This window comes from Kribbella sp. VKM Ac-2566, assembly GCF_004366005.1.
Taxonomy (GTDB): Bacteria; Actinomycetota; Actinomycetes; order Propionibacteriales; family Kribbellaceae; genus Kribbella; species Kribbella pratensis.
On sequence record NZ_SODT01000016.1, the window covers coordinates 345,754 to 359,434 of the forward strand.

Below are 13,681 nucleotides of genomic sequence, written 5' to 3' on the forward strand. Positions count from 1 at the left end.
TGATGTCGAGGCGAAGGAGGGCGGCGATGCGGACAGGAGCGGTTACCAGGATCGCTCGGGTCGCAAGCCGGATGTGCTGCGGAATCCTTGTCGGGGTGGCAGCCACGGTGCTCGTGCTCGAGCTTGCGCTTCGGTCGCTCGACGGGCCGCAGTACGTCGCTGTGCGCCAGGCGGAGTACGAGTACTTCACCTGGTTCATCGGCGCGATCTTCGCGGCAACGCTGATCGCCGTTGTGACGCTCGTCGTTCAGGCGTACAAGACGGACAGGGCGCTGCTGCGGCCGACGCTCATCGCTCTGGTCCTGATCCTGGTCGCGGTCGTCGTCACAGTGGTGGTCAACGGTCCGATCAACCTGGAACAGCAGGGATGGACAGCACAGGATCCACCGGCGGACTGGGCGAGCCTACGCGATCGGTGGCAGATCGCACACGCCGTACGAACGGTCGCGCTGTGCGCGGCACTGGGATATCTCACCGTCCGGCCGCGCCGGCGGAGGTAGGGCCGGCGTGCGACTGCTCGATGCTGTCGAGGATCCATGACAGGCCTGCTTCGAAGCTGTCCGGCTGCGTGGCGAAGCCGTGGCGCAGGAGTGGCGCGATGTGGGGGTGGTCGCCGCTGTCGGCGCGTTCGGTGAGGTAGCTGTTGACGGTCGCCGTCCATTCGCCGGCGGCGCGTGCGTCCGACGGTACGGCGCGCCGCTGCGCCACGACCCGGATGACGTAGCCGACCGTGTAGTCGTTGACGGCTGTCACGATGGTCCAGGCGGCTTCGGTGGAAACGGACAGCGGCGCGACGGCCCGCATCCATTCGTCGAGGACCCGGAGCGTGTTCGGTCCCAGCTGGATGCGATCGGTCATCAACTCGATCGTCCACGGGTGCGCCAGTCCTTGGTCTCTGGTGCGCCGCGCGATGGCCTCGAGTGCGGTTCGCCAGTGCTGCGGGAGTTGGTCACCGAGAACGTTCTGTCCGGCGATCTGGTCGAACATCAGGTCGAGCAGGTCGTCCTTGCTCGACACGTGTCCGTACAGGCTCATCGGCCGTACGTCGAGCCACGACGCGACGCTCCGGATCGAGACGGCGTCCAGCCCGTCGCGGTCGGCGAGCGCGATCGCGGCGTAGACGATCGACTCGCGGCTCAGTGTCCTGCGACGAGGCTCGCGGTCGTTGCGGGCCCAGACCGGGCCCTTCGCCTCAGCCATCGGTGCGACGTGGTGGGGGTACGGGGTAGCCGCCGGCGAAGGCGTCGAACGTGGCCGCCTCCTGCTGCGTGGCGGCGTCGGACTGCTTCTTCTCGGCCACGAACGACAGCGTAACGATCGCGACCAGGCAGAGCCCGAGCGCCCCGAACAGCCATTGCCGGTCGATGCCGCCGTTGAGCTCGACCGCGCGGATCGTGGCGACCACCAGGATCCACAGCAACGCCGACGGCATCAGCCGCTTCCAGCCGAAGTGCATGAACTGGTCGTAGCGCAGTCGCGGCAGCGTCCCGCGCAGCCAGACGAAGACGAAGATGAAGAACATCACCTTGCCCATGAACCACAGGACGGGCCAGAAGCCGTCGTTTGCACCGTCCCAGATCAGGTTGATCGGCCAGGGGGCGTGCCAGCCGCCGAGGAACAGCGTGGTCGCCAAAGCCGACACGGTGGCCATGTTCACGTACTCGGCGAGGAAGAACAGCATGAACTTCGCCGAGGAGTACTCGGTGTGGAACCCGCCGACCAGCTCACCCTCGGCCTCGGGCAGGTCGAACGGTGCCCGGTTCGTCTCGCCGATCATCGAGATGAGGTAGATGACGAACGACGGTGCGAGGATCACGCCGTACCAGATCTTGTCCTGCGCCTCGACGATCTGCGACGTCGACATCGAACCTGCGTACAGGAAGACCGCGACGAACGAGAGGCCCATCGAGACCTCGTAGGAGATCATCTGGGCGCTCGACCGGAGTCCGCCGAGCAGCGAGTACGTCGACCCGGACGACCAGCCGCCCAGCACCACGCCGTAGATGCCGACCGAGGCCATCGAGAGCACGAAGATCACCGCGACCGGCAGGTCGGTCAGCTGCAGCGGCGTGACGGTGTCGCTCCACGGCAGCTTCACCGTCGGCCCGAACGGGATCACCGACCAGGTGACGAACGCGGGAACGGCCACGATCGCCGGCGCGCACACGAAGACCAGCTTGTCGGCCGTCTTCGGGATGAGGTCCTCCTTCAGGATCAGCTTCATGCCGTCGGCCAGCGACTGCAGCAGGCCGAACGGACCGTTGACCTTGGGGCCGATCCGTTGCTGCATCCGGGCGACCAGGCGGCGCTCGGCCCAGATGTTGAAGAGCGTCAACAGCATCAGGATCACGAAGATCACCGCTGCCTTCAGCAGCACCAGCCACCAGGTGTCGTGCCCGAACTGCTGCAGCCCGGCGGTGCCCGGGCCCGCCACCTCCACGCCGCTCAAACCGATACACGGTATCGCCATAAGTCTCCCCGCCAAGTGAGCAGGTATCCGTTAATAGATACGGTGTATCAGTAAGCCAGCGGCTCTGGCAAGCGGGCCTTCCGCCGCACAACCTGCTCAGGCGGCGGTCAGACCTGTTGTTTCGCGGGGATTTGCTGCACGGTCTAGGAAAGGGGAAGTCGTAGCCGCAGGCGTCGGGAGTGCTTCTGATGGACAGAGGATTGCTGAATTCGTTGAGTGAGGCCGAGCGGCTGCTCGTGGCCGAGACCGAGCGGGACGTGTTGAAGGGCCTCGACGAGGACGAGTTGCTGGAGTTGCATCAGCGGGTGCGGCGGGCTCGGACGAAGTATGTGAAGAACTACCGGCGGGCGGCCGGCGCGGCTGTGGCGGAGGTCGGTAGCCGGGGCGTGTCCTATCCGAGGAACCAGCGGGATCGTGACAAGGCAGAGCTGTTCGAGTCCGTGCTGGCGCGGGTGAGCCGGCAGGTCGCAACCGCGGCCAGCCGCGCGTCGTCGGAGCTGCGCGGCGAGCGGATCGAAGCGGCGCGATCGGCGCGGGCGCGGGTTGAGGTGGCGCCGGTGCGGGCCGCCGGCCGGGCAGCGTCGGTGCGCGATACCGATGCGGCGGCCGCGCCCGCAGCCAGCAGGCGTCCTCGCGCGACCAAGACCACGGGCGGGCTGAAGAAAGACGCATCCACCCGGGCCGCCGGCGCCCGCCGCCAGGCCAAACGCGACACCCGCTGACCAGTACCTGCTGACCGGTACGGCGGTGCGCCGGATCGCCCGATTCGGATGATGCCGGCGCGCGCCGGGTCGTGTCTGCTGGTCAGCGGCAGCCCCGGCCCGGGAGGTGTGGAGATGCGCGGTGTCCCGCGACTGGTGCGGCGTGGCGGGTTCGCCAAGGCCCTGGTCGTCGGCGCAGCGCTCGTGATCGTCGGATCGGCGTACGGCGCCCTGATGCCGAACGGGGCCCAGGGCGCGGACGGTCCGCAGTCTCAGCAGATCGACGAAGGACGACGGCTGTTCGCGGTCGGGTGCTCGAGCTGCCACGGGTTGCATGCCGAGGGTGGGACCAACGGCGAAGGTCGTGTCACCGGCCCGTCCCTGATCGGTGTCGGGGCGGCCGCGGTCGACTTCCAGGTGAGCACGGGACGGATGCCGGCCGCACAGACCGGCGCCCAGGTGCCGCGGAAGCCCCCGGTGTACACCACCGACGAGATCGCGGCGCTGGCGGCGTACATCGCCTCCCTCGCACCAGGACCCGCGGTACCCGCGCAGGAGGCGTACGACGTCAGCAACGCGACGCAGGCCGAGATCGTTCGGGGCGGCGAACTGTTCCGGACGAACTGCACGGCCTGTCACAACTTCGCCGGTCGCGGTGGCGCACTGCCGAACGGAGGCTATGCGCCGTCGCTGATGCAGACCACGCCGAGAAACATGTACCAGGCGATGCTGACCGGGCCGCAGCAGATGCCGGTGTTCTCGGACCAGGTGCTCCGCCCGGAGGACAAGCGCGCGATCATCGCCTACCTGGTTGCTCTGCAACAGTCCGACGACCCTGGCGGCTTCCCGCTCGGCAGGCTCGGGCCTGTGTCCGAAGGCCTCTGGGGCTGGCTCGTCGGAATCGGCCTCCTGGTCGTTGTCGCGGTATGGATCGGCGCGAAAGTGCCGCGCATCGGCCGTAACCGAACGAAGGTTTGAAGCGCGGGTGAGGCTGCCCAATCTGGCGTGAACCGGTTAGTCTCGATTCTTTGGGGACGAATCAGCGGGAGTGTGTGGAGACCAGGACACGTCGGCCAGGGGAGGGGCGACGATGGGGAGCAGCAGCCCGACGCCCGAGCAGGAGCACGACGACTTCCGGGTTGCGGCCAGCGGCGGAATTCCGTGGCCGCCGCTGACGCTCGTGACCCGCGAGCGCTTGCATTCCGCTCTCGACCTCGGCGTACGGGCACCGCTGACGATGCTGGTCGCTCCGGCCGGTACCGGTAAGACGGTGCTGCTGTCGGACTGGGTGGCCCGGCGACGACGATCCGGCGAGCCCGTGATGTGGGTGTCGGGGCAGTCGCCCGGCGCGTTGACCGAATCCCTTCAGCACGTCATCGGTGGTGACGTGCCGAGCCTGCCGGATCCGATCGTCGTCGACGACGCTCATCTGCTGCCGGCGGCGATGGTGGCCGATGTCCTGCAGGTACTGCGGAAGTCGCCGCACGCCGTCCGGCTCGTCCTCGCCACGCGGTACGACCTTCCGCTGCCGGTGTCCGAGCTCGAACTGCGGGGGATGGCACTGACCTTGCGGTCGCGGGACCTGCGCTTCACCGACGCCGAGGCCACCGCGCTGGTGCAGGCTCACGCCAGCGAGGCCACCGGGGAAGACATCGAGTTGTTCCAGACCCACACCGCGGGCTGGGCGGCTGCGCTGGTTCTCGCGGCGCGGGCGTTCGCCGCCTCCGGGGTCGCCGTGTGGCCGCCCGCGAATCAGCGACCGGTTCTCGATCTCCTCCTCGGCGAGAGCCTCAGTACCCTCGGCGACCGGGTGCAGGCGATGCTGCTGAGCACCTTCGGGCCCGGCTCTGTGACCGGGCCGCAGGCCGTGATGCTCAGCGGTGACCCGGATGCCGGCGCGATGCTCGCGGAGCTCGCCGGCAACGGGCTGCTGGTGACGGCGTACGTCGCCGATCCCGGCGGCGAGCCGCTGTACCGGTACCACCCGCTGCTCGTCGAGTTGCTCCGGCGGCGGGCCGCGGCCAGCGCGGACGACGCGCGGCTCGTTGTCGCCGCACAGCGGCGGTCGGCGCTGTACTACGAGAATCGCGGTGACGGCGCCACCGCGCTGCGGAGCGCACTGGGCGCCGCGGATCCGGAGTTCGTCGCCCGGATCGTGCTCGGACACGGGCCGGAGATCCTCGCCGCGGGCGAGCTCGATCTCGTCACGGCCGGCTTCGACGCTCTCCCGGACGGATATCTGGCCGACCACCCACACCTGATCGGTGTCCGCGGTCTGCTCCGGCGCGTCTCCGGGGATGTCGCCGGTGCGGTCATGGACACCGCGTCGGCCGACGATCTTGCCGGTGCGATGAATCCGGTGACACCGGACGACGATGCGCTCGCTGCGGACGCCGTACTGCTGCGACTGTGGGAATCGCGGTACGGCTGGTACGACGTGCATGCCGCGATCGACCGGGCCCGGAACCTGCTGGCACCGGATTCGGCCGACGGCGACAGCCGGCACACCGTGCTGGCGCCGGAGCGGCTGGCGTGGTTGCTCATCGAGCTCGCTGCCGCGGAGACCTGGGCGGATGATCTCGACGCCGCGCTCGCCCATCTGGACGAGGCGCTCGTCACGGCCCGCATGGCCGGCCATCCGGGCCTGGTCGCGGGCGGGCTGGCGCATCGGGCGATCGTGCAGCACGTGCGGGGCCAGATGCAGAACGCGGCTCAATCGGCGCAGGCTGCTCTCGACGTCGTCGACGACCGGCTACCGCAGGTCTATGCCGTGCGAGCCCAGCTCGTACTCGGGTTCGCAGCTCTCAACCAGCTCGACCTCGCCCGTGCGTGGTCCTGGTACGAGCGTGTGGTCGAGACCGACCTGGCCGACTCCGACACCGTGGTCACGGCGTTGCGTTCGATGCTGCGGTCGGTGCTCCTGATCGAGGCCGGCCGTCTCGACGACGCGTCCACCGAGCTCACCAGGGATCCTGCGGCAGCTGGACCGCTGCCGTCGTTCCTGTCGCGCGATCTCGCGCTGTTGCGTTTTCGGCTGGCGATTCTGATCGGCGACCAGGCCGGCGTCGACCTGCAGGTCCGGGAGCTCGACCGGAGCGGGAACGCCACCGAGGCCGAGCTGATCCGGGCCTTGCTGTCGCTGGGCCAGGGCGATCCGCGAGCCACCGTGAGGCTGATCGATCGGGTCCTCGAGGGGCTGAACCCGCATCCTCCGGTCGCGGCCGCGGCGGCGTCGTTCCGAACGGTCCTGCTGGGTCGCCTGGGCGATCGGCCGGCCGCGGAGGCCTCCCTGGTCGACACCTTGAACCGGGTGACTCCGCAGCGAAATCTGCATGCGCTCGTCCCGGCCGGGGCCGAACCGGTGTTCCTCGATCTGTTGCGCAGTCATCTCGCCGGACCGAACCCACAACCTTTCGCCGCCGCAGCGCTCGAGCAACTCTCGGCGTACCTGGCGGCCGGGAGTGACATCGCTCAGCGGACATTGCTGGCTCGGACCAGGCCGGATGCGCACATGTCGCCGCCGCGTCGTCTCGACGCGACGGTCAACGGTGCGCGGATCCGGTTGACGGCGCGCGAGGCGGACGTGCTCGATCAGCTCGCGCTCGGCAACTCGTACAGCGAGATTGCCCAGGCCTTGTACATCACCGAGAACACCGTCAAGACCCACCTGATGGCGCTCTACCGCAAACTCGGCGTGGAGAAGCGATCCGCAGCCCTCCGAGTCGCCCGCGACGTCGGCCTGGTCTAATCCCCCGGATCAGGTGAGGGGCTCACCCGGGGCGGGTGATCCACCGCGGGTGAGGCGCGAACGAAGGTGGTCGGCAGGCGCGCCGGACGGTGGGGGACAGGATGCATCACGGTAGCTCTGGGACCGGAACGGCCCGATGAACCGCCCGACCGCTGTGCTGGGGCGGCTCGCCGGCAAGGTCACGGGCCGGGTCGTCGAGACCGTCCAACCGGACCTGATCCTGTCCCACATCGACGTCGACGCCTTGGTGGACCGCATCGACGTCAACCGCGTCCTCGACCGGGTGGACCTCGATCGGCTGCTCGACCGCATCGAGATCGACCGGCTGGTCGACCGTGTGGATCTCGAGCGGTTGCTGGAGCGCGTCGACCTGGACGCGTTGGCGGAGCGCATCGATGTCGAGCGGCTGGTACGGCGCTCCGGCCTGCCCGGGATCGTGGTCGAGAGTCAGGCGCGGCTGGCCGGATCGGTGCTCGACGTTGTCCGCCGGCAGTTGGCCGGGCTCGACGCCGTAATGGACATGCTCGTCGTGCGGCTGCTCCGACGTGGCCCGCAGCCGATCGCGCCACGGCTGCTCGCAGACCCGGAGCAGGCATGGAACGACGCCTGACGGTCACCGGTCACTACGCAGGCGCCGTGAGCAGAGCCGTGGCGACCGTGCTCGACGTTCTCGTCGTCGTCTCGTCGTTCACGATCGGCCTGGCCGGACTCGACCTGCTCACCACCGCCTTCTGGGGCCTGTCCGTACGGCGGCCGCCGTCGACGATCGGGCTCGGAGTCCTCGCGTTCTGTTACGCGTTCGGCTTTCTCGCGATCGTGGCCCGGACCCCGGGGCAGAGCCTCGTCGGACTGCGCGTCGTGCGATCCGACGGCGCCACGCTCCGACCCGGCCAGGCCTTGCTCCGGGTGCTGGCGTTCCCGGTCAGCGTGCTGCCGGCGGGGCTGGGTTTCCTGCCGATCCTGTTCCACCGCGAACATCGCGCCCTGCACGACCTGATCGCGGGCACCGCGGTCGTCTACGACTGGGGCGACCGCCCCGCACAGCTCCCTGCGCCGTTGTCCGGCTTCCTGGCCCGCGCCGCTCGCCCCGCGGACTCACCCTAATCGGAGGAGGACGACCGTACCGCCGGTTGATGGGATAGGCGTCCGGCGCGGAAAGTCGTGGCGCCCTCAGGGAGGAGTCCGGCATGACCCATCTGGTGGTACTCGGCCTCGACAGTCGCGAGGACGCCGAGCGTGTCATCCAGCTGACCGAGGAGCTGGCCAAGCAGGAGCTGTTGCAGCGAGAAGACGCAGCGATCGCCTACAAGGATGCCAAGGGCAAGGTGCGCATCCAGCAGACGATGAACCTGACCGGAGCCGGAGCGACCAGTGGTGCGCTCTGGGGCACCCTGATCGGACTCATCTTCCTCAATCCCCTCGCGGGGTTCGCCGTCGGCGCCGCCAGCGGTGCGCTGGCCGGCAAGCTCACGGATGTCGGCATCAACGACCAGCTGATCAAGGATGTCGGCCGGCAATTGCAGGAGGACCACGCCGCCGTGTTCCTGCTGGCCCGCTCGGCGACCGTGGACCGGGTCGTCGACGCGCTCAAACCGTTCGGACCGACGGTCATCCAGACGAATCTGACGAAGGAGCGCGAGGACGAGCTCGTCCAAGCCCTGCAGAGCTGACCCAGCGGTCGAAGGCGACCGTTCCAGCGCGACCGCGGTACAGCGGAGGCTCCGGCCCGAGGAGATCTCGTGAACACAATCCCAGGCGACTTCGACCCGATTCCCTCGACACGGCACCGCCCCTCGGTCGGCGTCGGAACGCTGAAGCAGGCAATGGAAGAGGCGGATGCGCTCGCGGTCCCGGTGTCGGCAGGGGCGGAGCCTGCCGAGGAGCTCGGAACCGACGCGGCCGGTCTGGCGTCGGCAGGCTTCACCGCGCAACGCGGCCAGACGCTCGTCCGGCCCACGACGGACGGCCCGGTCCGCGTCGCCGTGGGCACCGGTACGCCGGATCAGCTCGACACCACGCTCGTCCGTGACCTGGCCGCCGAATTCGCCCGGGCCGTCCCATGGCACCGCCGGCTCGCGATCGAGGTTCCCTCCCGGGACGTCGGGATCTCCGTCTCGGACTATGCGCAGGCCGCGACCGAGGGAGTGCTGCTGGCACGCTGGCGGTACTTCGTCGGCCGGGACGCCGATCGCCCGCTGCTCGAGTCGTTGCTGGTGGTGGCCTCCGACGAGCAGGCCGACGAGGTCGCCGTGGGGGTCCAGCGCGGCCGCGTCATCGCGGAGGCGTACTGCCTCGGCCGCGATCTGTCGAACTGCCCGGCCAGCACGCTGTCGGCCGTCCGGATGGCCGAGGTCGCCCTCGAGGTAGGTCCGCCGGCCGGGCTGGAGGTGGAGGTCTTCGACAAGGACCAGTTGATCGAGCTGGGCTGCGGCGGACTGCTCGGAGTCAACCGCGGCAGCGTCGAACCGCCGCGGATGGTCAGGCTCCGCTACCAGCCGGAGCAGCCCACCGGGCGGATCGCCCTGATCGGCAAGGGCATCATGTACGACTCCGGCGGTATCAGCCTGAAGCCGAGCGACGAGTCGCACGCCCAGATGAAGAACGACATGACCGGCGCCGCGACGGTCCTCGCGTCGATGACAGCGCTGCGTGCTCTGGGCTGTACGGCGGCGGTCACCGGCTACCTGATGTGCACCGACAACATGCCGTCCGGGTCGGCGCTGAAGCTCGGCGACGTGCTCAGGATGCGCAACGGTACGACGGTCGAGGTACTGAACACCGACGCGGAAGGGCGCCTCGTGATGGCCGACGCCCTGGCGCTGGCGACCGAGGAACCGGTCGACGCCATCGTCGACATCGCCACGCTGACCGGTGCGTGCCTGCGGACGTTCGGCGTCGAGATCGCCGGTGTGATGGGCAACGACCGAGGCGTGGTGGAGCAGTTGCGGCGTGCCGGTGACGCCGTCGACGAACCGGTCTGGGAGCTTCCCCTGCACCGTTCGTACCGCTCCCAGCTCGACTCACCGATCGCCGACCTGACGAACATGGGCGGCGTCAATGCCGGCTCCATCACCGCGGCGCTGTTCCTCGAGGAGTTCGTGGACGGCCGTCCGTGGGCGCACGTCGACATCGCCGGTACGGCGCAACTCCCACAGCCCCGGACGTGGCGGAACCAGGGCGCGACCGGGTCCGGCACGAAGCTGCTGATCGAGTTCGCCCTCGCCTTCAACCGTCCGGCGTCGTTGCCATGAACGCGAAGGCGGCCGCGGAGAAGCACGCGAAACCGAGCGCGATGCAGCGGGTCCTCGACGGAATCGAGCGCGCCGGGAACAAGGTTCCGCACCCGGCGTTGATCTTCCTCGCGCTGATCTTCATCGTCATCGTGCTGTCCCAGATCCTGTCCTGGGCCGGGACCAGCGTGACCACGGAGGTCGCCGAACCGGCGACGGTCCAGGTCGCCCCCGAGTACCCGCAGGGGAGCAGTGTCCCGGGCAACGATGCCCCTCCGGCGCCCGCCGTACCGGACTTCAAGATCCACCACGAGACCATCACGGCAGAGAGTCTGCTGACCGGTGACGGGATCCGGTTCATCTTCACCACCGCCGTCCAGAACTTCAACGACTTCGGTGTGGTCGCCGTCATCCTGGTCGCGATGATCGGCGTCGGGGTCGCGGAGGAGGCCGGCTTGATCGCCGCCCTGATCCGCAAGATGGTGAAGGTTGCTCCCAAGGGCCTGATCACCTTCATCATCGTTCTGCTGGGCGGTATCTCCAGCGTCGCCTCCGATGCCGGCTACCTGGTCCTGATCCCGTTGGGCGCGGCCGCGTTCGCCTCCCTCGGCCGGCATCCGCTGGCCGGCATCGCAGCGGCGTACGCCGGGGTGAGCGCGGCGTTCTTCGTCAACATCCTGATCACGCCGGCGGACGGCATCATCACCGAGGTGACCAACGAGACGGTGGCGCTGGTCGCGCCCGACGTCCATCTCAACGTCACCCACAACTTCTTCTTCAGCATCGCCGCCACGCTGTTCTGCGCACTGGTGATGACGGTGATCACCGAGCGGTTGCTGGAGCCCAGGCTCGGCAAGTACGACCCGGCCGAGGCGCCGTCCGACGCACCGGTCGATCACCAGCCGAGCGAGGAGGAGATGGCGCTGGAGTCGCGCGGGCTGCGGTGGTCGGTGTACTACCTGCTCGGAGCCGTCGCCGTCGTGTCGGCGCTGACGTTCATTCCCGGCGCGCCGCTGCGCAACCCCGACACCGGTGAGATCTTCGGGTCGTCGCCGTTCATGAGCAGCCTGCTCTTCATCATCTCGATGCTGTTCCTCGCGGCCGGTCTCGGGTACGGCCGCGGCGCGAAGTCACTGACCGGCAGCACGAACGTCATCAACGCGATCGTGAAGACCTTCAACGGCCTCGGCGGACTGATCTTCCTGATGCTGCTGATCGCCCAGTTCATTGCCTACTTCAACTACACGAACATCTCGACACTGGCGGCGACCGGGCTGGCCGACCTGCTGGAGCGGGCCGACATCGGCGCCCTGCCGTTGCTGATCGGTTTCATCCTGCTCGTCTTCGTCATCGACCTGATCATGCCGGGCGTGATCCCGAAGTGGGCAATCCTGGCGCCGATCTTCGTGCCGCTGTTCTACCGTCTCGGCATCGCGCCGCAGACCGTGATCGCGGCGTACCGCGTCGGCGACGGGCCGGCCAACGTGATCACCCCGCTGATGGTCTACCTGCCGTTCATCGTGCTCGTGTGCCAGCGGTACCGGAAGAAGGCGGGGATCGGCACTGTGGTGTCGATGATGCTGCCCTATACCGGCATCGTTCTGGTGACGTGGACGCTGTTCTACGTCGCGTGGTACGCCATCGGGATTCCCTGGGGTCCGGACGCCCCGGTGCACCGTTAGGCAGCGGTCATGGACGACGGAACGCTGAGCCTGATCATCCTCGGGCTCACCGTCGCCGTGTTCGTGTGGAACCGGCTGCCCGTCGAGGTGGTCGCAGTACTCACGGCGCTGGCGTTGTGGGCGACCGGTGTGCTCGGGTTCACCGAGGTACTCGCGGGATTCGGCGACCCGGTGGTGATCTTCATCGCGACGCTGTTCGTGGTGAGCGAAGGCATCGACTCGACCGGCGTCACCGCCTGGGCCGGGCAGACGATCGTGAGGTACGCCGGGACCACGCGGACCCGGTTGTTGATCGCCGTGACCGCTCTGTGCGCGGTGCTGTCGGCCCTGATCACCCTCAACGGTGCGGTCGCCGCGCTGCTGCCACTCGTGGTCATGCTCGCGATCCGGATCGGCCAGGCGCCGTCGCGGATGCTGATGCCGCTGACGTTCGCAGGGAGCGCGGGCGCACTCCTGATGCTGACCGGCACGCCCGTCAACATCATCGTGTCGGAGGCGGCCGCCGATGCCGGCGAGGGCGCGTTCCCGTTCTTCTCGTTCGCGGTGGTCGGAGTGCCGCTGGTGGTCGGGACGATAGCCATCTCGGTCCTGCTCGGTCCCCGTCTGCTGCCGGCGGCACGACCCGCCCATCCGACGGTGGACCTCGCCCTGCACGCGGAGACACTCGATCTTCACTACGCCCGGGCTGACGGCTTCTACCGGCTCCGTGTCCGCGAACTGTCGCCGTTCCTCGGCCACGGCGTGCGCGATCTCGACCTGACGCCGTACCCCGGGGTCGCGATTGTCGGCGTCCAGAACGGAGAGGGGCAGTACCGCGTCGACGCCGCGCTCGCGGTCGACGACGTGCTGGTCGTGGCCGGCCCGAAGGACCAGGTCAGCCACCTGACCGTCGACTCCCGGCTCGCAGTCAGCATGGCGCCGGCACCGCTCGACGAGCTGATGAATCGCGAGGCAGGGGTGGTCGAGGCGGTGATCCCACCGAGGTCGTCATTGGTCGGTGAGACGGTCTTTCCCGGGATGCACCGCGGACCGGACCTGGTCATCGTCGCAGTGCAGCGGATGGGCAAGGACCGCGGCAACAAGCCGACCCAGCTGGCTCCGGGAGACGCGCTGCTCGTGCACGGGGCGTGGTCTGCGCTGGACGAGCTCACCCGCGACCGGGACGTGCTGCTGGTGGACTCGCCCGAACTCGTCCGGCGCCAGGCCGTGCCGTGGGGTGCGAAGGCGTCGGTGGCTGTCGCGATCCTGGCCGCGATGGTGGTGCTGCTCGCGACGGGCCTCGTGCCGCCGGCGATGGCTGGTCTGCTTGCCGCTACGGCGATGGTGCTGGCCAGGGTCGTCCGTCCGGCCCAGGCCTATCGCGCGATCTCGTGGCAGATCGTCGTACTGATCGGGGCCCTGATCCCGTTGTCGGCGGCGATCCAGTCCAGCGGCGGCGCCGACCGGATCGCCGACCTGGTCATTGACGTGGTCGGTCCCGGTCGTCCGTATCTCTTGCTGCTCGCGCTCTTCGTCCTGACCGCCGTGCTCGGCCAGGTGGTCAGCAACACGGCGACAGTGCTGATCGTCGCGCCGATCGCGGTGGCGGCGGCCCATGGCACCGGTACGTCGGTCAAGCCGGTGCTGATGCTGATCGCGGTCGCGGGTGCGGCCTCGCTGCTGACGCCGATCTCGACGCCGGCGAACATGATGATCATGAGCCCGGCGGGCTATCGCTTCTCCGACTACTGGAAGCTGGGACTGCCGATCATGGCCTGGTGGTTGCTCACGGCAATCATCTTGATCCCGTTGGTCTGGTCGTTCTGACATGGCGGCTCCGGGTCGGTACATATCGACGGGCGGCCTGCCCG

The 13,681-nt window shown here is 68.8% G+C and carries 12 protein-coding genes; 10 read left to right on the plus strand and 2 right to left on the minus strand.

Features of this window, described 5'->3' with window-relative positions:
* Window positions 1-95 precede the first annotated feature (95 nt).
* The gene (locus EV647_RS41465) at window positions 96-500 is read left to right on the plus strand and encodes an anthrone oxygenase family protein (protein ID WP_202871281.1); all 405 of its coding nucleotides are present in this window, start codon (window positions 96-98) and stop codon (window positions 498-500) included.
* Here the strand turns inward: EV647_RS41465 and EV647_RS41470 are convergent.
* Together EV647_RS41470 and nuoH are read right to left on the minus strand one after the other, a co-directional pair.
* Window positions 472-1,200 carry a TetR/AcrR family transcriptional regulator gene (locus tag EV647_RS41470; protein WP_134013139.1) on the minus strand — a complete coding sequence of 243 codons (729 nt, stop codon included), beginning with the start codon at window positions 1,198-1,200 and terminating at the stop codon, window positions 472-474. The genes EV647_RS41465 and EV647_RS41470 overlap by 29 nt on opposite strands.
* Window positions 1,193-2,449 (minus strand): NADH-quinone oxidoreductase subunit NuoH, encoded by a 1,257-nt coding sequence (gene nuoH / locus EV647_RS41475; RefSeq protein WP_238177649.1) that lies wholly within the window; start codon window positions 2,447-2,449, stop codon window positions 1,193-1,195. Before nuoH ends, EV647_RS41470 begins: the two co-directional genes overlap by 8 nt.
* Before the next feature lie 209 nt (window positions 2,450-2,658).
* Between nuoH and EV647_RS41480 the strand changes: the two genes are divergently transcribed.
* The 9 genes from EV647_RS41480 (at window position 2,659) to EV647_RS41520 (ending at window position 13,637) form a co-directional block, all read left to right on the plus strand.
* Complete coding sequence (locus EV647_RS41480) at window positions 2,659-3,192, plus strand: hypothetical protein (RefSeq protein ID WP_134013143.1); 534 nt, start codon at window positions 2,659-2,661, stop codon at window positions 3,190-3,192.
* 114 nt (window positions 3,193-3,306) lie between these two features.
* Entirely contained in the window at window positions 3,307-4,149 is an 843-nt protein-coding gene (locus EV647_RS41485) for a c-type cytochrome (RefSeq protein ID WP_134013145.1), read from the plus strand.
* Between the two features lie 112 nt (window positions 4,150-4,261).
* A complete protein-coding gene (locus EV647_RS41490) occupies window positions 4,262-6,919 on the plus strand; it encodes a LuxR C-terminal-related transcriptional regulator (RefSeq protein WP_134013147.1) in 2,658 nt (885 codons plus the stop codon).
* A 136-nt stretch (window positions 6,920-7,055) separates the two neighbouring features.
* Window positions 7,056-7,529, plus strand: coding sequence for a hypothetical protein (locus EV647_RS41495; RefSeq protein WP_134013149.1), 474 nt, complete (start codon window positions 7,056-7,058; stop codon window positions 7,527-7,529).
* A complete protein-coding gene (locus EV647_RS41500; RefSeq protein ID WP_134013151.1) occupies window positions 7,514-8,023 on the plus strand; it encodes an RDD family protein in 510 nt (169 codons plus the stop codon). Before EV647_RS41495 ends, EV647_RS41500 begins: the two co-directional genes overlap by 16 nt.
* Before the next feature lie 83 nt (window positions 8,024-8,106).
* Window positions 8,107-8,589, plus strand: a complete 483-nt coding sequence (locus tag EV647_RS41505) for a DUF1269 domain-containing protein (protein ID WP_134013153.1) — start codon at window positions 8,107-8,109, stop codon at window positions 8,587-8,589.
* Window positions 8,590-8,658: 69 nt separating this feature from the next.
* The gene (locus EV647_RS41510; RefSeq protein WP_202876503.1) at window positions 8,659-10,170 is read left to right on the plus strand and encodes a M17 family metallopeptidase; all 1,512 of its coding nucleotides are present in this window, start codon (window positions 8,659-8,661) and stop codon (window positions 10,168-10,170) included.
* On the plus strand, window positions 10,167-11,831 hold the full coding sequence (locus EV647_RS41515) for an AbgT family transporter (protein WP_134013155.1): 1,665 nt from the start codon (window positions 10,167-10,169) through the stop codon (window positions 11,829-11,831). Before EV647_RS41510 ends, EV647_RS41515 begins: the two co-directional genes overlap by 4 nt.
* A 9-nt stretch (window positions 11,832-11,840) precedes the next feature.
* A complete protein-coding gene (locus tag EV647_RS41520; protein WP_134013158.1) occupies window positions 11,841-13,637 on the plus strand; it encodes an SLC13 family permease in 1,797 nt (598 codons plus the stop codon).
* Window positions 13,638-13,681 lie beyond the last annotated feature (44 nt).

What these genes read in the sequence shown, in the direction of transcription:
- EV647_RS41495 (WP_134013149.1), top strand. Translation starts at nt 7,056, where the DNA reads ATGAACCGCCCGACCGCTGTGCTGGGGCGGCTCGCCGGCAAGGTCACG.
- EV647_RS41480 (WP_134013143.1), top strand. Translation starts at nt 2,659, where the DNA reads ATGGACAGAGGATTGCTGAATTCGTTGAGTGAGGCCGAGCGGCTGCTC.
- EV647_RS41490 (WP_134013147.1), top strand. Translation starts at nt 4,262, where the DNA reads ATGGGGAGCAGCAGCCCGACGCCCGAGCAGGAGCACGACGACTTCCGG.
- EV647_RS41520 (WP_134013158.1), top strand. Translation starts at nt 11,841, where the DNA reads ATGGACGACGGAACGCTGAGCCTGATCATCCTCGGGCTCACCGTCGCC.
- EV647_RS41500 (WP_134013151.1), top strand. Translation starts at nt 7,514, where the DNA reads ATGGAACGACGCCTGACGGTCACCGGTCACTACGCAGGCGCCGTGAGC.
- EV647_RS41515 (WP_134013155.1), top strand. Translation starts at nt 10,167, where the DNA reads ATGAACGCGAAGGCGGCCGCGGAGAAGCACGCGAAACCGAGCGCGATG.
- EV647_RS41505 (WP_134013153.1), top strand. Translation starts at nt 8,107, where the DNA reads ATGACCCATCTGGTGGTACTCGGCCTCGACAGTCGCGAGGACGCCGAG.
- EV647_RS41470 (WP_134013139.1), bottom strand. Translation starts at nt 1,200, where the DNA reads ATGGCTGAGGCGAAGGGCCCGGTCTGGGCCCGCAACGACCGCGAGCCT.
- EV647_RS41485 (WP_134013145.1), top strand. Translation starts at nt 3,307, where the DNA reads ATGCGCGGTGTCCCGCGACTGGTGCGGCGTGGCGGGTTCGCCAAGGCC.